17 protein-coding genes and 1 pseudogene are annotated in these 19910 nt (G+C 66.7%); 9 read left to right on the forward strand and 9 right to left on the reverse strand.

Annotated features, from left to right (window positions below; genetic code table 11):
- Window positions 1–122: 122 nt before the first annotated feature.
- On the forward strand, window positions 123–818 hold the full coding sequence (locus ACW175_RS24125) for a dienelactone hydrolase family protein (RefSeq protein ID WP_492102429.1): 696 nt from the start codon (window positions 123–125) through the stop codon (window positions 816–818).
- On the forward strand, window positions 818–1783 hold the full coding sequence (locus ACW175_RS24130) for a quinone oxidoreductase family protein (protein WP_492102430.1): 966 nt from the start codon (window positions 818–820) through the stop codon (window positions 1781–1783). Before ACW175_RS24125 ends, ACW175_RS24130 begins: the two co-directional genes overlap by 1 nt.
- Before the next feature lie 96 nt (window positions 1784–1879).
- Here the strand turns inward: ACW175_RS24130 and rho are convergent, their stop codons facing one another.
- The 4 genes from rho to hemE form a co-directional block, all read right to left on the reverse strand.
- A complete protein-coding gene (gene rho, locus ACW175_RS24135) occupies window positions 1880–3328 on the reverse strand; it encodes a transcription termination factor Rho (protein WP_492102431.1) in 1449 nt (482 codons plus the stop codon).
- 348 nt (window positions 3329–3676) lie between these two features.
- Window positions 3677–4144: a CopD family protein gene (locus ACW175_RS24140; protein ID WP_492102432.1), complete on the reverse strand. Its 468-nt coding sequence runs from the start codon at window positions 4142–4144 to the stop codon at window positions 3677–3679.
- Window positions 4141–5172, reverse strand: coding sequence for a ferrochelatase (hemH, locus tag ACW175_RS24145; RefSeq protein ID WP_492102433.1), 1032 nt, complete (start codon window positions 5170–5172; stop codon window positions 4141–4143). The genes ACW175_RS24140 and hemH overlap by 4 nt, the downstream gene beginning before the upstream one ends.
- Complete coding sequence (gene hemE / locus ACW175_RS24150) at window positions 5169–6212, reverse strand: uroporphyrinogen decarboxylase (protein WP_492102434.1); 1044 nt, start codon at window positions 6210–6212, stop codon at window positions 5169–5171. The genes hemH and hemE overlap by 4 nt, the downstream gene beginning before the upstream one ends.
- Before the next feature lie 447 nt (window positions 6213–6659).
- Between hemE and ACW175_RS24155 the strand changes: the two genes are divergently transcribed.
- The 5 genes from ACW175_RS24155 to dnaQ are packed head-to-tail and all read left to right on the forward strand — an operon-like array spanning window position 6660 to window position 10352.
- Window positions 6660–7565, forward strand: a complete 906-nt coding sequence (locus ACW175_RS24155; protein WP_099582055.1) for a pyruvate, water dikinase regulatory protein — start codon at window positions 6660–6662, stop codon at window positions 7563–7565.
- Complete coding sequence (locus tag ACW175_RS24160) at window positions 7562–8155, forward strand: Maf family protein (protein WP_492102435.1); 594 nt, start codon at window positions 7562–7564, stop codon at window positions 8153–8155. Before ACW175_RS24155 ends, ACW175_RS24160 begins: the two co-directional genes overlap by 4 nt.
- Window positions 8152–9009, forward strand: a complete 858-nt coding sequence (aroE, locus tag ACW175_RS24165; protein WP_492102436.1) for a shikimate dehydrogenase — start codon at window positions 8152–8154, stop codon at window positions 9007–9009. Before ACW175_RS24160 ends, aroE begins: the two co-directional genes overlap by 4 nt.
- Window position 9010: 1 nt before the next feature.
- The gene (gene coaE, locus ACW175_RS24170) at window positions 9011–9610 is read left to right on the forward strand and encodes a dephospho-CoA kinase (RefSeq protein ID WP_492102437.1); all 600 of its coding nucleotides are present in this window, start codon (window positions 9011–9013) and stop codon (window positions 9608–9610) included.
- Window positions 9611–9641: 31 nt separating this feature from the next.
- Window positions 9642–10352 (forward strand): DNA polymerase III subunit epsilon, encoded by a 711-nt coding sequence (dnaQ, locus tag ACW175_RS24175; RefSeq protein WP_492102438.1) that lies wholly within the window; start codon window positions 9642–9644, stop codon window positions 10350–10352.
- On the opposite strand, the gene ACW175_RS24180 is transcribed toward dnaQ, so the two are convergent.
- A complete protein-coding gene (locus ACW175_RS24180) occupies window positions 10321–11199 on the reverse strand; it encodes a helix-turn-helix transcriptional regulator (protein ID WP_492102439.1) in 879 nt (292 codons plus the stop codon). The two genes, dnaQ and ACW175_RS24180, sit on opposite strands and share 32 nt — an antisense overlap.
- 93 nt (window positions 11200–11292) lie before the next feature.
- On the opposite strand from ACW175_RS24180, the gene ACW175_RS24185 reads away from it, so the two are divergent.
- On the forward strand, window positions 11293–12159 hold the full coding sequence (locus ACW175_RS24185; RefSeq protein WP_492102440.1) for an SDR family oxidoreductase: 867 nt from the start codon (window positions 11293–11295) through the stop codon (window positions 12157–12159).
- Here ACW175_RS24185 and ACW175_RS24190 read toward each other — a convergent pair.
- The 4 genes and pseudogenes from ACW175_RS24190 to ACW175_RS24205 all read right to left on the reverse strand — a co-directional run bounded on the left by ACW175_RS24190 (window position 12156) and on the right by ACW175_RS24205 (window position 17635).
- Window positions 12156–12962: an exodeoxyribonuclease III gene (locus ACW175_RS24190; RefSeq protein ID WP_492102441.1), complete on the reverse strand. Its 807-nt coding sequence runs from the start codon at window positions 12960–12962 to the stop codon at window positions 12156–12158. The two genes, ACW175_RS24185 and ACW175_RS24190, sit on opposite strands and share 4 nt — an antisense overlap.
- 319 nt (window positions 12963–13281) lie before the next feature.
- On the reverse strand, window positions 13282–13920 hold the full coding sequence (locus ACW175_RS24195; protein ID WP_492102442.1) for an outer-membrane lipoprotein carrier protein LolA: 639 nt from the start codon (window positions 13918–13920) through the stop codon (window positions 13282–13284).
- 265 nt (window positions 13921–14185) lie between these two features.
- Window positions 14186–16679 (reverse strand): annotated as a pseudogene (locus tag ACW175_RS24200) (FtsK/SpoIIIE family DNA translocase).
- A 107-nt stretch (window positions 16680–16786) separates the two neighbouring features.
- Window positions 16787–17635: a glutamate racemase gene (locus ACW175_RS24205; RefSeq protein ID WP_492105043.1), complete on the reverse strand. Its 849-nt coding sequence runs from the start codon at window positions 17633–17635 to the stop codon at window positions 16787–16789.
- A gap of 133 nt (window positions 17636–17768) precedes the next feature.
- On the opposite strand from ACW175_RS24205, the gene ACW175_RS24210 reads away from it, so the two are divergent.
- Window positions 17769–19895 (forward strand): M3 family metallopeptidase, encoded by a 2127-nt coding sequence (locus ACW175_RS24210; protein ID WP_492102443.1) that lies wholly within the window; start codon window positions 17769–17771, stop codon window positions 19893–19895.
- Window positions 19896–19910 lie beyond the last annotated feature (15 nt).

The following is a 19910-nucleotide window of genomic DNA, read 5'->3' on the forward strand; positions in this document are numbered from 1 at the left end:
GGTTCCCTTCGGGCAGGGCACGATATTGTTATGGGCCAAGGCCCGTCGGTACAGGTTAGAGCGCTTTGGTCGAAAGTCACATCGGTCTGACTTGAGACACCAGTTTAGGACGGAGATCTTCGATGAGTGAGACCCTCACGATCACCACGCCGGATGGCGACTTCTCGGCCTATGTCGCCCGGCCCAAGGCCGACAGCGCCCCGGCCATCGTCGTCATCCAGGAGATCTTTGGCGTCAACAAGGTGATGCGCGACATCGCCGACGGCCTGGCCGCCCAGGGCTATGTCGCGATCGTGCCCGACCTGTTCTGGCGGATCGAGCCAGGCATCGACATAACCGACCAGTCCGAAGCCGAGTGGAAGCGCGCCTTCGAGCTGTTCAACGCGTTCGACGTGGACGCCGGCGTAGGCGACATCGCCGCCACCATCACCAAGGCCCGCCAGCTTGACGGCGTCAACGGCAAGGTCGGGGCGGTCGGTTATTGCCTGGGCGGCCTGCTGGCCTTTCTGACCGCGACCCGCACCGACGTCGACGCCAGCGTCTCCTACTATGGGGTGGGTCTCGAAAAGCACGTGAACGAGGCGGAGAAGCTGACCCATCCGCTGCTGATGCACATCGCCGAGAAGGACCAGTTCGTGCCGCCGGAAGCCCGGCAGCTGATCCTGGCCGCCCTGAAAGACCATCCGCAGATCGAGCTTCATACCTATGCCGACCGCGATCACGCTTTCGCGCGCGAGGGCGGCGCGCACTACGACGCCGCCGACGCGGCCAAGGCTAACGGCCGCAGCCTGACCTTCTTCCAAAAGGCCCTCGGCTAGTGTTGGCGATCCAAGCTGTCCGCACCGGCGGTCCCGAGGTGCTGGAGGCCGTCCAGGTCGAGGTCCCCTCACCCGCCGCTGGCCAGATCCTGGTCCGTCATCAGGCCGTCGGTCTGAACTATATCGACACCTATCACCGCTCTGGCCTCTACCCGTTGAAGATGCCGGCGGTGATCGGGCTGGAGGCGGCCGGGATCGTTGAGGCCATCGGCGAGGGCGTCGTCCGGTTCCAGGTCGGCGACCGCGTCGCCTACAACGGGACCTTGGGCGCCTATAGCGAAGCGGCGGTTGTCCCGGCCGAACGCGCGGTGAAGGTCCCCGACGGCGTCAGCCTGGACGTGGCGGCCGCGGTGCTGCTCAAGGGGATGACCGCCGAGTTCCTGGTCCGACGGTGTTTCCACGTGAAACAAGGCGACCTCGTCCTGGTCCACGCGGCGGCCGGCGGGGTCGGGCAAATCCTGGTGCAGTGGTGCAAGGCGCTGGGCGCGACGGTGATCGCCACCGCCGGCGGCGAGACCAAGCTCGCCCTCGCCCGCCAGCTCGGCGCGGATCACGTGGTCGACTACGGCCATGAGGACGTCGCCGCCCGCGTCGCCGAGATCACCGGCGGCAAGGGCGCGGCCGTCGTCTATGACGGCGTCGGCAAGGACACCTGGGACGCCAGCTTCAAGAGCCTCGCCAAGCGCGGGATGCTCGTGACCTTCGGCAACGCCTCGGGTCCCGTGCCGCCCTTCGCGCCGCTGGAGCTGTCGGGCAGGTCGCTATTCGTCACCCGGCCGCGTCTGTTCGACTACATCGCCACCACCGAGGAACTGGACGGGAGCGCCCAGGCGCTGTTCGACGTACTGGGTTCCGGCGCGGTGAAGATCGACATCGGCCAGACCTTCCCGCTCGCCGAAGCCCGGGCGGCGCACGAAGCGCTGGAGGGCCGCCGTACGACTGGCGCCACCCTGCTCATTCCGTAGGGCCGAACCCGGCCCGACCAATACAGTAGGGCGCAACAAAAAAGGCCCCGGGTAGCACCGGGGCCTTTCTCGTATCGGTGCTGAGTCCGTTTGGACTCAGGTGTTCATCGACTGGAAGAAGTCGCCGTTGGTCTTCGACTGACGCAGCTTGTCGAGCAGGAACTCGATCGCGTCCGACGCGCCCATCGGGTTGAGGATCCGGCGCAGGACGTAGGTCTTTTGCAGCTGGTCGCGCGGGGTAATGAGCTCTTCCTTGCGGGTGCCGGACTTCAGCACGTCGATGGCCGGGAAGATGCGCTTGTCAGCCACCTTACGATCGAGGACGATTTCCGAGTTACCGGTGCCCTTGAACTCTTCGAAGATAACCTCGTCCATCCGGCTGCCGGTGTCGATCAGGGCCGTGGCGATGATCGAGAGCGAGCCGCCCTCTTCCACATTACGCGCCGCGCCGAAGAAGCGCTTCGGGCGCTGCAGGGCGTTGGCGTCGACGCCGCCAGTCAGCACCTTGCCCGACGACGGGACGGTGGTGTTGTAGGCGCGGCCCAGGCGCGTGACCGAGTCCAGCAGGATGACGACGTCGCGCTTGTGCTCGACCAGGCGCTTGGCCTTTTCGATGACCATCTCGGCTACCTGCACGTGGCGGGTCGCCGGTTCGTCGAAGGTCGAGGCAATGACCTCGCCCTTCACCGTGCGCTGCATGTCGGTGACTTCTTCCGGGCGCTCGTCGATCAGCAGGACGATGAGGTAGCACTCGGGATGGTTGGTCTCGATCGACTTGGCGATGTTCTGCAGCATGACCGTCTTACCCACGCGCGGCGGGGCGACGATCAGGCAGCGCTGGCCCTTGCCGAGCGGCGCGACGATGTCGATGACGCGGCCCGAGCGATCCTTGATGGTCGGATCGGGCAGTTCCATGTTCAGGCGCTCGTCGGGATAGAGCGGCGTCAGGTTGTCGAAGTGGATCTTGTGCTTGACGTTGTCAGGCGCTTCGAAATTGATCTTCGCCACGCTGGTCAGAGCGAAGTAGCGCTCGCCTTCGCGCGGCGAGCGGATCGCGCCGTCGACACTGTCGCCGGTGCGCAGGCCATACTTCCGGATCTGCGAGGGCGACACATAGATGTCGTCCGGACCCGGAAGGTAGTTGGCTTCCGGCGAGCGCAGGAAGCCGAAGCCGTCCTGCACCACCTCCATGGTGCCCGAGCCCGAGATCTCCACGCCTTCCTCGGCGAGGGTCTTCAGGATCGCGAACATCATGTCCTGCTTGCGCATGGAGTTGGCGTTCTCGACCTCGAAGGTCTCGGCGAACGCCAGCAGGTCGGCCGGGGATTTCTCCTTCAGCTCCTGCAGGGACATGGACTTCAGTCCCAGGGCGGCGACGGCGTCGGCGATGCCGGAACCGTCGTCTTCGCCTTCGGCCTCGGATTCCGCATCGGCGGAAGCGGCCTCGACCGTCGTGTCGATATCGACGGACGACTCTTCGGGGGTCGCCTGGTCAGCGGACTCGACGTCCGAGGCGGGGATTTCGTTTTCAGTGTCTTCGGTCATGACAAGACTCAAGAATGGGCGCGCACTCCAAGACGGAGTCCGGCCGGTAAGACTTCGATGGTCACACCGGTCCGCCCCTGCGGTAAGACCAGATGAGCGCGTCGGTTGACGATGACGCGGATCGTTCGGGGGACGGACCTTGGAGCGGAACCGCTCGCGGGGCGCGCCAGGACGGGCGCCGGTCCGTGAAGAGGGGTTCGGAATTTCCGAACTCAAGGGATGCAAACCACGCGGGGCGCGGCCGGTCAAGCGGCGGGCGCGAAACCCTGGGCCTTTGACAGGTTGAGGACCAGGGTTTCCGAGGCGCGGACCCTCGGCGCGATCCTCACCACCGAGCCTGTCGAAGGGTCAGTGGTTCAGGAACTTGGTCGTCACCGAGATGACGATGATGATCGCCAGGACGAACGGGATCTCATTGACCATCCGCCAAAACCTTTCCGAGCGGGCGTTTTCGCCGCGCTCGAACTTCTTGCGCGACGACGACAGGAAGCCGTGGAAACCGTAGAGACCGACCAGGGCGACGAGCTTGGTCGCCATCCACGGCTCGGCCAGGAAACTCCAGCCCCGGATCTGGGCGTCGGCCAGGATCAGGCCAACGCCAAAAAGCGCGGTGGCGATCGAGGCGGGATTGATGATGCCCCGCAGCAGCCTGCGCTCCATGACCTTGAAGGTCTCGTCCATCTGGGAACCGGGTTCGGCCTGGGTGTGATAGACGAACAAGCGCGGCAGATAGAGCATGCCGGCCATGAAGGCGATGACCGACAGGATGTGCAGGCCCCGCACCGCATTGAAGTGGGCCACCAGGAAATCGGTCATGCCGAAGCCGCCTCCCTGCACGGGCAGTTCGTCGAACCACACCGCCAATCGCTACCCGGATTGATCCCCGTCTTCGCGAGCGCCTGGCGAACCATCCCGGCCAGACCGAAAATGAACTCCGGGGCGACGCCGAGGGCTGGCACGCGGATGTAGGGCGCGACCCCGACCTCCTGGGCTAGCTCGGCATATTCGTGGTCCAGTTCGACCAGGGTCTCGACATGCTCGGAGACGAAGGCGATCGGCGTGACCATCAAGCCTTTCCTTTCCGCGCCAGCGCGGCGGATCTCGTCGTCGGTCGAGGGGCCGATCCACTTCAGCGGTCCAACCCGGCTCTGATAGCACACGGTCCAGTCCAGGTCGGCCGGCAGTTGGGCGGCCACCGCCGCGGCCGTGGCCTCGATCTGCCTCTGGTAGGGGTCGCCGCCCAGGATGACCTTCTCCGGCAAACCGTGGGCCGAGAACAGCAGGCGGACATTCGCCGGCGAACCAGCCTTCTCCCAGGTATCGCGGATCAGGCGGGCGTGCGCCGCGACGAGCTTGGCCTCGTTAGGATAGCAGCAGACAGTGGTCTGACGACCGGGACCCGAATAGCTCTTCGCCCAGGCCTTCAGTGATGAGCCGGTCGTCGTCTCCGAATATTGCGGATAGAGCGGCAGCAGCACGATCTCGTCGGGCGCGAAGGCCTTCACCTGCTTGGCGGTTTCGCCGGTCAGAGGGTGCCAGTAGCGCATGGCGATAAAGCACTTGGCCTCGATGCCCGGCAGGCTCGCAGCCAGTTCCGCCTCCAGCGCCCTCGCCTGCTTTTCCGTTTCCGGCAGCAACGGCGAACCACCACCCATGATCGCGTAGTTGGCCTTGGCCATCTTCTCGCGCGTCGTCGAGATCAGGGCCGCAAGCGGATAGCGGATCAGCGCCGGGGCGCCGATGATCGCCGGATCGCGAAACAGGTTGAACAGGAACGGCCGAACCGCGCGCGGACCATCCGGCCCGCCGAGGTTGAACAGGACGACGGCGAGCTTCTTGGTCATTGGCCGACCTTCTGGCCGGTCACCCGTTCAAGCACGAGCTCGACATTGGCGATCGGCGTGTCCGGCAGGATGCCATGGCCCAGGTTGAAGATGTAGGGACCCTGGTTCCACTGTTCCAGCAACTGGTCCACACGACGCAGCAGTGCGTCGCCGCCGGCCCGCAGCAGCAAGGGATCCAACGCCCCCTGGATGGTCTTGGTCGTCTGGATCGCCTGACCCAGCTTGGCCGAGGCCGAGGTGTCCAGCGCCACGCCCTGCACAGGGACCTTGGCCGCGTAGTCCTCGACCAGGGTTCCGGCGCCGCGCGGGAAGCCGATGATCGGAACGGTCACGCCCCGCGCCCGCAAGCCTTCGATGATCCGGATGTGCGGCTGGGTGACCAGGCGATCGAACAGCGGCTCGGACAGGCCCTCGGCCCAGCTCTCGAACAGCTTCAGGGCCTGGGCCCCGGCCTCGACCTGCATGGCCAGGTAATCAACCGTCGAGTCGACCAGCACCTGGAGCAGGGCGTCGAGCATCTCGGGGTTCTGGTAGGCGTAGGTCCGCGCGCCGCTGCGATCGCTGGAGCCCTTCTCGATCATGTACGTCGCCACGGTCCAGGGCGCGCCGGCGAAGCCGATCAGGGCCTTGGACGGATCGAGCTCAGAGCGAACCCTGGTCAGCGTCTCCCCGACGAGCTTGAGGGCTTCGCCCGCATTCCCGGCCTTTTCGGCCATGGACTCGATCGACGGCATGTCGCCCAGCTTGGGACCCTCGCCGGCCTCGAACCAGACTTTCTGGCCCAGAGCGCCAGGGATCAGCAGGATGTCGGCGAAGACGATCGAGGCATCGTACGGAAACCGGCGCATCGGCTGCAGGGTGACTTCCGCCGCCTTCTCCGGATCGAAGCAGAAGCTGATGAAGTCCGGGGCCGTGGCGCGCACCGCGCGATACTCGGGCAGATACCGGCCCGCCTGGCGCATGAACCAGATCGGAGGGTTCGCGTGCTTCTCGCCGGACAGGGCGGAGAGAAATTTCGGGGTCGAAGCCTGAGACGTCATGGATCGGGTTAAAGCCTGGCGCGCGTCCTGGCTCAAGCCCGGAAGGCCCTTAAGACCTTCCTCTCATATCTTAATAAGAATTTAAGATTGAAAGAGGGGGTTGGAGGGCAACTGCACAGTGGGGAAAACCCCTGGCGGGCGAGTGACTCGCACAGCGGATTCCTCGTTACCCCCAGCCCTTCCCACATGGGGTTAAGGTTCTGTTAATCATGTGGACAGACAGCCAAGCCCCTTGAAGGCCTTAACAAAATCTTAACGCGCCGAGGCGGACGAAAGACCCAGCGCGAGACTCTGTCCCGAGCCTTGGACAGTCGGGATTCACCTATCGGGGGATGCGTGGCGAGCCTGGGGATGGTACGCGGGCAATGCGACCGTTGATCACAGCGGCGCCGTGTCACGACGGCTTGGAGGCCATTCGGCGCCCGGGCGTCCCCAGAGGCAGGCCAATTGGTTAAACAACCGTTAACGGATGATCCACAGGAGACTCTGGCTCAGGGGGAAGCGGAGAGGCTGCCGCCGCGCTTCGCCACCTACTTCCATATCCACCTGGTGTCCGACTCCACGGGCGAGACCCTCAACGCCATGGCGCGCGCGGTCTGCGCCCGGTTTACCGACATCCTGCCCATCGAGCATATCTACGCGCTGGTTCGTTCGACCCGGCAGCTGGACCGAGCGCTCGAGGAGATCGGGGGCGCGCCCGGCGTGGTGATGCACACCATCGTCGATCCCGGCCTGCGCGCCGCGCTGGAGGAAGGCTGCCGCAAGCGCGAGATGCCCTGCATCGCCGCGCTGGATCCGGTGATCAGCGCCATGTCGCGTTATCTGGGCGCGCGGATCTCGACCCGGGTCGGCGCCCAGCACGCCCTGACCAACGACTATTTCGATCGCATCGAGGCGCTGGACTACGCGATAGCCCATGATGACGGCCAGGGCGGACAGGATCTGACCCAGGCCGACGTGATCCTGGTCGGGGTGTCGCGGACGTCCAAGACTCCGACCTGCATCTATCTGGCCCATCGGGGCGTGCGCGCGGCCAATGTGCCCCTGGTTCCGGGCCGGCCGCCGCCGCAAGATCTGTTCGAGCTCAAGAACACCCTGATCGTCGGCCTGATCACCTCGCCCGATCGGCTGATCCAGATCCGCCGCAACCGCCTGCTCTCCCTCAAGGAGAACAGAGAGAGCGACTATGTCGACGGCGACGCCGTACGCCAGGAGATCATCGCCGCCCGCCGCCTGTTCGAGCGGATGAACTGGCCGGTCATCGACATCACCCGACGCTCGGTCGAGGAGACGGCGGCGGCGGTCATCAACCTGTTGTCGGGCGGCCGCGGCAAGGTCGAGGTCCTGGGATGACCCCCGTAACCCTCGCGTCCAAGAGCGCGGCGCGTCAGATGATCCTGAAGAACGCCGGCGTCGCGTTCGAGGCGGTCAGTCCCGGCGTCGACGAGGACGCGGCCAAGGCTGGCCTGCTGGCGGAGGAGGTCACCCCGCGCGACATCGCCGACGCCCTGGCCGAGATGAAGGCGGTCAAGGTCTCGGCCAGGCGTCCGGGCCTGGTGATCGGAGCCGACCAGACGCTCGACCTCGAGGGCAAGCTCTTCGACAAGGCCGAGACCCTGGCGCGGGCGCGTGACCATCTGCTGGAACTGCGCGGTCAGACCCACAAGCTGCACTCGGCCGTGGTCGTGGCGCGCGACGGCCAGCCGATCTGGCGGATCGTCGAGACCGCCAAGCTGTCGGTGCGACCGTTCAGCGAAACCTGGCTCGACGCCTATATCGCGCGTCGCGGCGAGGCCCTGCTGTGGTCCGTTGGCTGCTACGAACTGGAAAGCGAGGGCGTGCAGCTGTTCGACGCCGTCGACGGCGACTACTTCACCATCCTGGGCTTGCCCCTGATCGGCCTGCTCGACTTTCTGCGCCTTCACGGAGCCCTGGACGCATGAGTTCGACCATTTCGGGCGCCGCCATCGTCGGCGGCGTCTGCGGCGCGCCGATCAAGCATTCGATGAGCCCGCTGATCCACAATGCCTGGATCCAGGCGGCGGGGCTCGACGCGGCCTATGTTCCCTTCGCGCCGACGGTCGATAATTTCGAGACCTTCGTGAGCGGCTTCCGGGGCGGCGCCATCCGGGGGCTAAACGTCACCATCCCCTTCAAGGAACGGGCGCTCGCGGTCGCCGACCACGCCAGCGACCTCGCCAGGATGGCCGGGGCGGCGAACCTGCTGATCTTCGAGGCCGACGGCTCGATCCATGCCGACAATACCGACGGGCCGGGCCTGTTGGGTGCGATCGCCGAGCAGGCGCCGGGCTTCGACGTCTCGGCCGCGCCGGTCGTGATCCTCGGCGCCGGCGGCGCGGCGCGCGGCGCGACCGCCGCCCTGCTGCTGGCGGGCGCGCTCGTGGTCCGGATCGTCAACCGCACCGTCGGGCGGGCTCAAGAGCTGGCCGACGCCTTCGGCGACAAGGTCGTGGCGGCCGGTGAGCCGGACCTTCCGGCCCTGCTGGCGGATGCGGGCCTCGTCATCAACGCCACCTCGCTGGGCCTGGGCGGCGGCGAAGGCCCCGCGGCGGATCTGGCCCTGACGCCGGAGACGGCGGTGATCATGGACATGGTCTATAAGCCGTTGCGCACCGAATTCCTCCGCCGCGCCCAGGCCGCTGGTCGTCGCACCGTCGATGGCCTGGAGATGTTGCTGCGCCAGGCTGTGCCGACCTTCGAGCGGATGTATGGCGTGGCGCCGCCCGCCGAAGTCGACGCGCGCGGCCTGTTGCTGCGCCTTCTTGGAGAGGCCTGAGATGTTGATCCTGGGTCTCACGGGCTCGATCGGCATGGGGAAGTCCACGACTTCGACCCTGTTCCAGGCCGAGGGCGTGCCGGTCTACGACTCCGACGCCGCCGTCCACGCGCTCTACGCCACCGGCGGCGCGGCGGTCGGGCCGGTGGAAGAGGCCTTCCCCGGCGTGGTCGTCGACGGCGCGATCGACCGCGCCAGGCTCAGCGCCCAGGTGGTCGGCGATCCGGAGGCCCTGGCCAAGCTGGAGACAATCGTTCACCCGCTGGTCGGCGCGCATCGGATCGGCTTCTTCGAGACCGCCCGGGCCGAGGGCCATGAGATCGTGGTGCTCGACGTCCCGCTGCTGTTCGAGACCGGCGGCGAGAAGAAGGTCGACAAGGTGGTGGTGGTCTCGGCCCCGGCCGAGGTCCAGCGCGCCCGCGTCCTGGCCCGACCCGACATGACGCCGGAAAAGCTCGTGGCCATCCTGGCCCGCCAGACGCCCGACGCCGAAAAGCGCGCCCGGGCCGATTTCGTCATCGACACCAGCCAGGGCGTCGATCACGCCCATGCCCAGGTCCGCGACCTTCTGACTCTGTTGAGAAGTTCCAGCCACGCTTGAAGCCGGCGACGAAGCGGGTCATTGAAAAGCGATGGCCCGGGAAATCATCCTCGACACCGAAACCACCGGCTTCGATCCGAAGACGGGCGACCGCCTGGTCGAAATCGGCTGCATCGAGGTGCTCGACTTCATGCCGACCGGCCGCTCGTTCCATGAATATTGCGACCCGCTGCGCGACATGCCGGCCGAGGCCGAGAAGGTCCACGGCCTGTCGTCGGCCTTCCTGACCGGCAAGCCGAAGTTCCACGAGATCGCCGACAAGTTCATCGACTTCGTCGGCGACAGCGTCGTGGTCGCCCACAACGCGGCCTTCGACCGCTCGTTCGTCAATTTCGAGCTGGAGAAGTGCGGCCGCGCGCCGATCGCTGAAGAGCGCTGGATCGACACCCTGGCCATGGCGAAGAAGCGCTTTCCGGGCATGTACAACTCGCTCGACGCCCTGTGTAAGCGGTTCAAGATCAGCCTCGACAGCCGCGACAAGCACGGGGCGCTGATCGACTCGCACCTGCTGGCCGAGGTCTATCTGGAGCTGCAGGGCGGCAAGGAACGCGCCCTGGAGCTCACCCACGTCGAGACCCTGTCGGTCTCGGCCGCGATCCAGGGCTCGTACGGCGCCCGGCCGCGTCCGCTGGCGCCCCGCTCGACCGACGCCGAGCGCGAGGTCCACGCCGCCTGGATCCGCAAGAACCTCAAGGACTCGGCGCTCTGGATCAAGCAGGGCTTCGTGGCGGCCGAGGGCTAGGCGCTTCGACGAGCGCCCGCACGCGCTCCACATCCTCCGGCGTCGCCGGATTATAGACGATCATTCCCAGGTCCGGCCTGCCGTCGACGGCGAAGGCCGAGTATTCGAACGACAGCTGTCCCAGGGCGGGGTGGCGCAGCGTCTTGATGCCTTCGCCATGATAGCGGACGTCGTTCTCGGCCCACATGGTCGCGAAGTCGGGGCTACGGCGGCTGAGTTCCTCGACGAGGGCGTTGACCGAGGCTTCGGCTCCCGCCCCGGCCCGCGCGACGTCGGCGCGGAAGGCGGCGACCACGAAGCGGGCGACGTGCTCCCACTCGGTATTGATCGCGCGCGAGCGCGGATCACAGAAGATCCGTCGCAGGATATTGCGCTCCTCGACCGGCAGGTCGCCATAGTCGGCCAGCACCATGGTGGCGGCGCGGTTCCAGGCGATGACGTCCCAGGTCAGGGTCTTGATCATGGCGGGACTGGGGTCGAGGGCGTCCAGCACCCGCTGCAAACGCGGGGTCACGCCCTCCGTCCCCCGATAACGGACCTCGGGAGGTCGGCCCAGGCCCAGCAGGAACAGGTGTTCGCGCTCGACCTCGGTCAGCATCAGGGCGCGCGCGATACGGTCCAGCACGTCCGCCGACGGCGCCCCGCCCCGCCCCTGTTCCAGCCAGGTGTACCAGGTGGCGCTGATATGGGCGCGCTGGGCGACCTCCTCCCGGCGCAGACCGGGCGTGCGGCGGCGAGAGCCCGGAAAACCCAAGGCGACGGCGTCCAGCTTGGCGCGGCGGTCGCGCAGGTAGGCGCCCAGCCTGGTTTCGGCCAGATGCTTTTGTGGGATGGGCGGGGCGTTCATGCTGTTAGGCATTATACCTGTATAAGCTCACGACTTTAACAGGATGGCATGACGATCCAGGATGTTCCACGTGAAATCCCGAAGGATGCTTCCATGCGTATTTTCGTCACTGGCGCCAACGGCTTCGTCGGCTCGGCCGTCGTCCAGGAATTGCTCGCCCACGGCCACCAGGTCCTAGGCCTGTCGCGCTCTGACGCCGGCGCGGACCGCCTTTACGCCGCGGGCGCGGAGGTCGTGCGGGGCACGCTCGACGATCATGATGTGCTGGCTCGAAGCGCGGCCGCTTGCGATGGCGTGATCCACACCGCCTTCAACCACGACTTCTCGAAGTTCGCCGAGAACGCCCGGCAGGACCGCCGCGCGATCGAGGCTTTGGGCGGGGCGCTAGAGGGCTCGATCAAGCCGATCCTGGTGACCTCGGGCACCGCCATGCTGGCGGTCGGTCGGGTGGCGACGGAAGAGGACAGGCCCTCGGGCGCGTCGCCGCGCATGTCCGAACAGGCCGCCGACGACCTGGTCGCGCGCGGGGTTCGCGCCTCGATCGTCCGCCTGGCGCCGACGACCCACGGGGCCGGCGACCATGGCTTCGTCCCGATGCTGATCAACCTGGCCCGCGAAAAGGGCGTCTCGGCCTATATCTGCGAAGGTGACAACCCGTGGTCGGCCGTCCATCGGTCGGACGCCGCCCGCCTCTACCGCCTGGCCATCGAGCGCGGCGCGGGCGGTGAGCGCTATCACGCGGTCGCCGAGGAGGCCGTGACGTTCAAGTCCATCGCCACCGCGATCGCCAAGGGCCTGGGCGTGCCGGTAGAGAGCCGCCCCGCCGAGCATTTCGGCTGGTTCGCGATGTTCGCCGGCATGGACGCGGCGACCTCGTCCGCCTGGACGCGCGAAACCCTGGCCTGGGCGACGACCGCGCCGAGCCTAATGGAAGACCTCGATACGGCGGGCTACTTCTAGAGTTTCAAATCCGCCGTCACCGGGGCGTGGTCGCTGGGACGCTCCCATTCCCGGACAGTGTCGTGGACGCGCGAGGAGACCTTGCCGTCCACGATCGCCGCGTCCCGCAGGCCGGGGCTCGCCAGAATATGGTCCAGGCGCAGCCCGCGGTTGGACTTTCGGAAGTCAGCGGCGCGATAGCTCCACCAGGAGAACAGCTTTTCGGGCTCGGGCGTCGCCAGGCGCGGCAGGTCCAGCAGGTCCATCGCCTTCATCATCGCGTCGAAGGCCTCGAGCTCGGCTGGGGTGTGGCTGACGACCTTCAGCATCTGGCGGTGACTCCAGACGTCATTTTCGCCCGGCGCGATGTTCAGGTCGCCGGTCACGATCAGCGGCGCCTTGGGATCGCGCTTCTTCAGGGCGGCGGTCAGGGTCTCGTAGAAATCGAGCTTGTGATCGAACTTCGGATTGCCGATGCGGTCGGGCGTGTCGCCGCCGGCCGGGATGTAGAAGTTCTGGATGTCGACCCCGGCCACCTTGACCGCGACGCAGCGGGCGTGGCCCTCGCGGCAGTTCATCAGGGTCGGGACATCCTCGAACGGCAGGCGAGAGGCGATGGCCACGCCGTGCCATCCCTTCTGGCCGGCGATCTTCAGGTGCTTCAGGCCCATGGCCTCGAAGGCCTCGCGCGGGAACTCGCCCTCCTGGCACTTGATCTCCTGCATGCACAGGACATCCGGCGCCTGCTCGTCGACGAAGCGGGCGGCCTGCTTGGCGCGAAGGCGGACGGAATTGACGTTCCAGGTGGCGATACGGAGGCGCATGGCCTCGCTCTATCGCGCTTTCTTGCCACCGAAAAGAAAAACGCCCTAGCGCAGGGGCGCTTGGCCCAAGCCGACCTTTGGTCGGCGAGAAAGAAAAACGCCCCAACGCAGGGGCGTTGGGGCGAAAGTCTAGTCTCTCATGCCGCCGCCGGGAGGGGATAGGATCCGGCACGGTTTGCGAAGAGCGGGTCGGTCGCTCATCGCCATGCGTGTTAAATATGCCACGTCAAAACTTAAAGTCAAGGGCGAGTAAGTTGATTCTTGCCTGTTGTGGTAATGTCACATTCGGGGCGTGAGAGCGTCCTGAACAAGAAAAGCTCTACTTGCCGACCTTGCGGCGGGGATCCGTCAGCACGAAGAGCTTGGGATCCAAGTCGGAAGTCTCGGCGAAGTCGATCAGGCGCACCCGGATCTGGCCGCCCTTGATGTCGGTGACCGTCCAGCCCATCAGGCCGACGGGCGAATTGGAGAAATCCATCGAGATGCGGCCTAGCGCCTGGCGCTTGGCGTCCTGGGCGACGATGGTGAAGCCGTCGGCCAGCGGGCGGATGTCGGTGATGGTCACACCGCGATCCAGGCGAACCTCGCGGGCCAGCAGCAGGTTCAGCGGCGTCTTGCTGAGCGGGTAGCTCTCATAGGTCTTCAGCCGGCTATCGAAGATGTTGACGTTGTTGCCGTTGCTGACGACCAGCAGGCCCGCCGGCGGATCGTAGGCGAACCGCGCCTTGCCGGGACGCTGCATGTAGAAGGCGCCTTGCGTCTGGGTCCCGCGCGCGTCGGTCTGAACGAAGCGGCCCTTGGCCGAGCCCAGGCCTTGGATATAGGCGGTGGCCTTGTCCAGCAGGGCCTTCTGCTCGGCGCTCAGGGTGGCCGGGACGGGCTTGGCGTCTTGCGCCAGAACCGGAGAAGCGATGGCGGCGGCCAGGCCGGCCGCCAGAAGAATACGGCGAGTGGTCATGCGATCTCCTTAGCCGCAACCTTGGCCCGCGCGAAGGCCGCCGCAAGGCCATTTTCCGACGCCCCGATGAAGCGCCGTTCAGGTTGGGATGCTGGGAACGCGCCCAAACGGCCAAGGTTTCCGTGTATCCCGCTCTCCCCGGCGAAGTCCGGGCCCAAATTCATCCTGAGCGTCAGATATCAAAGCGCCCTCCGCCGAGGGTCGACGAAGGGCGCTCTGGGTTCGATCTGGACCCCGGCTTTCGCCGGGGAGAGCGGCGTGGAAATTACATCGGCGGTGGCGGCGGGGCCAGGATTTCGCGCTTGCCGGCGTGGTTGGCGGCGCCGACGACGCCTTCCTTCTCCATCCGCTCCATCAGCGAGGCGGCGCGGTTGTAGCCGATCTGCAGGCGGCGCTGGATGTAGCTGGTCGAGGCCTTGCGGTCGCGGGTGACCACGGCCACGGCGTGGTCGTAGAGGTCGTTGGAGCCGCCCTCGCCGGCGAACGCGCCCTCGATGGCCTCTTCCTGTTCCTCGTCGCCGCCGGCGGTGACCTCTTCCAGGTACTGCGGGATGCCCTGGTCGCGCAGGAACTTGGCGACCTGCTCGACTTCGCCGTCCGAGACGAACGGACCGTGCAGGCGGGTGATGCGGCCGCCGCCGGCCATGTAGAGCATGTCGCCCTGGCCCAGCAGCTGCTCGGCGCCCTGCTCGCCGAGGATGGTGCGGGCGTCGATCTTGCTGGTGACCTGGAAGCTGATCCGGGTCGGGAAGTTGGCCTTGATGGTGCCGGTGATGACGTCGACCGACGGGCGCTGGGTGGCCATGATCAGGTGGATGCCGGCGGCGCGGGCCATCTGGGCCAGGCGCTGCACGGCGCCCTCGATGTCCTTGCCGGCCACCATCATCAGGTCGGCGACCTCGTCGATGACCACGACCAGATAGGGCATGGCCTCGGGACGGATCTGCTCGGTCTCGTAGATCGGACGGCCGGCGTCGTCGAAGCCCGTCTGGACGGTGCGCTCGAAGTGCTCGCCCTTGTCCAGAGCCTCGTTGGCCTTTTCGTTGTAGCCGCCGATGTTGCGCACGCCGATCTTCGACATGCGGCGATAGCGGTCCTCCATCTCGCGGACGGTCCACTTCAGGGCGACGACGGCCTTCTTCGGATCGGTCACGACCGGGGCCAGCAGGTGCGGGATGCCGTCATAGACCGACAGTTCCAGCATCTTCGGATCGATCATGATGAAGCGGCACTTTTCGGGCGGCAGCTTGTAAAGGATCGACAGGATCATGGCGTTGACGCCGACCGACTTGCCCGAGCCGGTGGTGCCGGCGATCAGCAGGTGGGGCATCTTGGCGAGGTCGGCGATATAGGGCTCGCCGCCGATGGTCTCGCCCAGCGCCATGGGCAGGATCTGGCTGGCCTTCTCGTAGTCGGCGCTCGAAAGCAGGTCGCGCAGATAGACCGTCTCGCGCTTGGAGTTCGGCATTTCGATGCCGATGGCGTTGCGGCCCTGGGCCACGGCCACGCGGCACGAGATCACGCTCATCGAGCGGGCGATGTCGTCGGCCAGGGCCACGACCCGCGCGGTCTTGACGCCGGGCGCCGGCACCAGCTCGTACATGGTGACCACGGGGCCGGGGCGGATCTGGTCGATCTGGCCCTTGACGCCGAACTCGGCCAGCACGCTTTCCAACAGGCGGGCGTTCTGGCGCAGGGCGCCGGCGTCGACGTCCGACGAGCGCGGCTTGGCCTTGGCCAGCATGGCCAGCTCGGGCAGCTGGAAGCCGGCGTCCTCTTCGAAGGCGAAGGTCTTCTGCTGTTCGCGCGCCTCGCGACCCGACTCCTTGGGCATGGTCTTGGGCTTGGCGATCGCCATCGGGCGGGCGTCGAGCGAGTCCTCGAAGTCATCCTCGTCGTCCTGAGCCGGCGGCGGGGTGTAGGCGCGTTCAGCCGTACGCTGCGACACCGGGGTCGGCGTGGCGGCGACCACGGCCTCGTCATCGTCGGCGTCGATCGGCGGTAGACGGCCCGGGCGCTCGCGCTTGGGCGGGGCCTCGGGCTTTTCCCGCTTGGCGCGGACAGGCTTGGGGGCCGGCTCGGGCATGGGCTCGGGTTCCGCGCGGACGCGCGGCTGCAGGGCGTTGCTGACGGCGCTGTGGATGGCGTCGGGATCGACCTCGCGCACGCCGATAGCGAAGCCCAGGGCGACGAGGGCCGCGACCGCGAACAGGATGGCGGCGACGATGGTCGCGCCGGGAATGTGGGCGAAGCGCAGAACGCCGGCCACCATGTGCAGCAGGGCGTCGCCCCAGAAGCCGCCCAGGCCCTTTTCCAGCTGCCAGATCGCCGGCGGCGGCGGGGCCGCCAAGGTGGCGGACAGCGCCAAAAGACCAAGCGCGCCAACCCCGGCGCGCTGGCGCAGGTCCTTGCGCTCGGCGTCCGGATCGGCCTGGGCCACGCGGGTGACGCCGAAGACCAGCATGAACAGGGCCACGCCCCAGCCGGACAGGCCGAGGGACTGCATCAAAAGGTCGGCGATGGCCGCGCCTGGAGCGCCCAGGGCGTTGCGGGCCGGTTCGCCGGTGGCGGCGTTCAGGCTGGGGTCGGTGGCGTTATAGGTGGCGATGGCCAGCAGCAGCACGGCCCCAATCACGGTGATGATCCCGCCCCGGAACCGGGCGGTCCAGGGCTGGACCCAGCCGTAACGGATCGCATCCCACAGGAGCTCCGTCGTGGATCGCCGCGCGGCTCGCGCCATCAAAAGTCTCCGAACTCAACTCGTCGCGTGGACCCGTGGAAGGGGTCGAACCGCGATGTTGTGCCCGAAGAGCGTTAAGAGGCGTTTACGGCGTTCGTCAGGAAATGATTCACGAGGTCGGCCGGCTCAGGCCGCCTCGAACGTGACCGGGCCGCCCCAGAAGCCCAGCACCAGGCCGTTCTGCGGACCCGGCGTCCCTGTCGTCAGGAACACCCGCCCGCCGCTCGTCCCCGTGAAATACTCCGGATGGCGCTCCAGATAGAGCTCCAGCGCGTCGGCCGTGGCCTCGGGCTGCTGGATCAGCGGTGTGCCGGCCGGGAGGGCGGCGCGGAACAGGTCCGCGATGATCTCGTAGTGGGTGCAGCCCAGCACCACGCGGTGCGGATAGCGCCCGATGCGGGTGCGAAGGGCCTCGACATGGCTCTCGACCGCCTTGGCCAGCTCGACCACCGAGGCGTCGCCTTCGATCAGCGGCACCAGTTCCGGGCAAGCCTCGGAGAACACCGCCAGGTCCTGCTTTCGCTTGTCGATCTCGATCTCGTAGACGCGCGAGCGCACCGTGGCCTGGGTGGCGAACACGCCCAGGATGTCGAGTTGTTCGACTTTCTCGCCGCGCCGCTCGGCCTCGTGCTCCCATGGCAGGCCCGTGGCCTTCTCGATGGTCGGCACGATGATGCCCAGGATGTTGACCGGCCGGCCGATCTCTTTCCGGTAGCCCGGCAGCCAGGTCTGCTGCAGGCGGCGCAGGGCGATGGCCGAGGCGGTGTTGCAGGCCAGGACCACCAGGCTGGCGCCGCGGTCGAACAGGCGGATGCAGCCGGCCTTGGTCAGCGCGACGATCTCCTCGCCGGCGCGCACGCCGTAGGGCGCATGGGCCTGGTCGGCCAGATAGGTGAAGTCCGCCTGGGGCAGACGCTGCACGAGGGCGCGGTGGACCGTAAGCCCGCCCACGCCGGAGTCGAAGACGCCGATCATGGCCAAAGCTGTAGACGCCAAAGCCGGCCTCGTCCACGGACTGGGCGCGGATCGAGAAAGGTTACGCGCCTGTCATGTGACACGCCCCGGAACCTTGTTAGGGTCCCTGCCAAATCTTCACCGGAGACACTCCGTGCAACGTCGTACGTTCCTAGCCTCGGCCGCCGCCACCGGCGCGGTCGCCGCCCTCAATCCGAGCTTGTCCATGGCCCAAGGCAGTAATCCGATGACCCAGAAATGGGTCGGCCCCTATGGCGGCGTGCCGGCCTTCGACAAGGTCAAGGTCGCCGACTTCAAACCGGCTCTGGAAACGGCCATGGCCAGGAACCTGGCCGAGATCGACGCGATCACCGCCAACAAGGCCGCGCCGAACTTCGACAACACCATCGGCGCGCTGGAAGACGCGGGCCGGATGCTGAACGACGTCTCGACCTATTACGGCATCTGGGGCTCGACCATGAGCACGCCGGAGTTCCAGAAGGTCGAGGAGGAGATGGATCCGAAGCTCTCGGCCCACGGCGACAAGGTCAACCAGAACGCCGCGCTCTTCGCCCGTATCGAGGCCGTCTACAATTCGCCGGACAAGGCCAAGCTGACGCCCGAGCAGCAGCGCGTCCTCTGGATCTACTACACCAACTTCGTGCGCTCGGGCGCCAAGCTGTCGCCCGAGGCCAAGGCCCGGGTCGGCGCGATCAACACCGAGCTGGCCGGTCTCTACACCAAGTTCAGCCAGAACCTGCTGGCCGACGAGAGCACCTGGATCGAGCTTTCCGACGCCGACCTCGCCGGCCTGCCCCAGGGCCTGAAGGACGCCGCCGCCTCGAACGCCGCCGCGCGCAAGCTCCCGGGCAAGTTCGTCGTCGTCAACACCCGCTCCAGCGTCGACCCGTTCCTGGCCGCCTCGCCGGTCCGCTCGGCCCGCGAGAAGGTCTGGCGAGCGTTCGTCAATCGCGGCGACAATGGCGGCGCGACCGACAACAACGCCATCATCGCTAAGATCCTGAAGCTGCGCGTCGAGCGCGCCAAGCTGCTGGGCTACAAGACCCACGCCCACTGGCGGCTCGAGAATTCGATGGCCAAGACGCCCGAGAACGCCATGGCGTTGATGGAGGCGGTGTGGACCCCGGCCATCGCCCAGGTCGCCATCGACGTCGCCGACATGCAGGCGATCATCGATAAAGAGAACGGCGGCTTCAAGCTGGAGCCCTGGGACTACCGCTTCTACGCCGAGAAGGTCCGCCTGGCGAAATACGCCCTCGATATGAACGAGGTGAAGCCCTACCTGCAGCTGGACAAGCTGCGCGAGGGCATGTTCTGGGCCTCGGGCCAGCTCTACGGTTTTGAATTCAAGAAGCTTTCCGGCATTCCCGTCTATCATGAGGACATCACCGTCTATGAGGTGACCCGCGCCGGCAAGCATGTCGGCCTGTGGTACTTCGACCCCTATGCCCGTCAGGGCAAGCGCTCGGGCGCCTGGATGAACGCCTACCGCACCCAGGAGCGGTTCAAGGGCGAGATCACCACGATCGTCTCCAACAATTCCAACTTCATCAAGGGCAAGCCCGGCGAGCCCCTGCTGATCTCGTGGGATGACGCGGTCACCTTGTTCCACGAGTTCGGCCACGCCCTGCACGGCCTGAACGCCAACGCCACCTATCCGTCGGTGTCGGGCACCAACGTGGCGCGCGACTATGTCGAGTTCCCCAGCCAGCTGAACGAGCACTGGCTGCCGACGCCTCAGGTGCTGAACCAGTTCGCCCTGCACTATCAGACGGGCAAGCCGATCCCTCAGGCCCTGGTCGACAAGATCGAGGCCGCCGGCAAGTTCGGCGAGGGTTTCGGCACGACCGAATATCTGTCGAGCGCCCTGATCGACATGAAGCTGCACTTGGCCGGCGACGTCGACATCGATCCCGACAAGTTCGAGCGCGAGGAGTTGGCCAAGCTGAACATGCCGCACGAGATCGTCATGCGTCACCGCACCCCGCAGTTCGGCCATGTGTTCTCGGGCGACGGCTATTCGGCTGGCTATTACAGCTATCTGTGGGCCGACACCCTGACCGCCGACGTCGCCGAGGCCTTCCAGGAGGCGCCGGGCGGCTTCTACGACAAGCCGACCGCCAAGCGCCTGTACGAGACCATCATGTCGAAAGGCAACGCGGTCGACCCCGTCGACCAGTTCCGGGCCTTCCGCGGCCGCGACGTGAAGATCGGAGCGCTGATGCGCAAGCGCGGCTTCCCGGTTCCCGCGGGGGCCTGATCGACTTGACCCATG

Source organism: Caulobacter sp. FV1ye6ST (assembly GCF_058681225.1).

Excerpts from the sequence above, each read along its gene's own strand:
- ACW175_RS24125 (WP_492102429.1), top strand. The coding sequence starts at position 123 with ATGAGTGAGACCCTCACGATCACCACGCCGGATGGCGACTTCTCGGCC.
- rho (WP_492102431.1), bottom strand. The coding sequence starts at position 3,328 with ATGACCGAAGACACTGAAAACGAAATCCCCGCCTCGGACGTCGAGTCC.
- ACW175_RS24140 (WP_492102432.1), bottom strand. The coding sequence starts at position 4,144 with ATGACCGATTTCCTGGTGGCCCACTTCAATGCGGTGCGGGGCCTGCAC.
- hemH (WP_492102433.1), bottom strand. The coding sequence starts at position 5,172 with ATGACCAAGAAGCTCGCCGTCGTCCTGTTCAACCTCGGCGGGCCGGAT.
- hemE (WP_492102434.1), bottom strand. The coding sequence starts at position 6,212 with ATGACGTCTCAGGCTTCGACCCCGAAATTTCTCTCCGCCCTGTCCGGC.
- ACW175_RS24160 (WP_492102435.1), top strand. The coding sequence starts at position 7,562 with ATGACCCCCGTAACCCTCGCGTCCAAGAGCGCGGCGCGTCAGATGATC.
- aroE (WP_492102436.1), top strand. The coding sequence starts at position 8,152 with ATGAGTTCGACCATTTCGGGCGCCGCCATCGTCGGCGGCGTCTGCGGC.
- coaE (WP_492102437.1), top strand. The coding sequence starts at position 9,011 with ATGTTGATCCTGGGTCTCACGGGCTCGATCGGCATGGGGAAGTCCACG.
- dnaQ (WP_492102438.1), top strand. The coding sequence starts at position 9,642 with ATGGCCCGGGAAATCATCCTCGACACCGAAACCACCGGCTTCGATCCG.
- ACW175_RS24180 (WP_492102439.1), bottom strand. The coding sequence starts at position 11,199 with ATGAACGCCCCGCCCATCCCACAAAAGCATCTGGCCGAAACCAGGCTG.
- ACW175_RS24185 (WP_492102440.1), top strand. The coding sequence starts at position 11,293 with ATGCGTATTTTCGTCACTGGCGCCAACGGCTTCGTCGGCTCGGCCGTC.
- ACW175_RS24190 (WP_492102441.1), bottom strand. The coding sequence starts at position 12,962 with ATGCGCCTCCGTATCGCCACCTGGAACGTCAATTCCGTCCGCCTTCGC.
- ACW175_RS24195 (WP_492102442.1), bottom strand. The coding sequence starts at position 13,920 with ATGACCACTCGCCGTATTCTTCTGGCGGCCGGCCTGGCCGCCGCCATC.
- ACW175_RS24205 (WP_492105043.1), bottom strand. The coding sequence starts at position 17,635 with ATGATCGGCGTCTTCGACTCCGGCGTGGGCGGGCTTACGGTCCACCGC.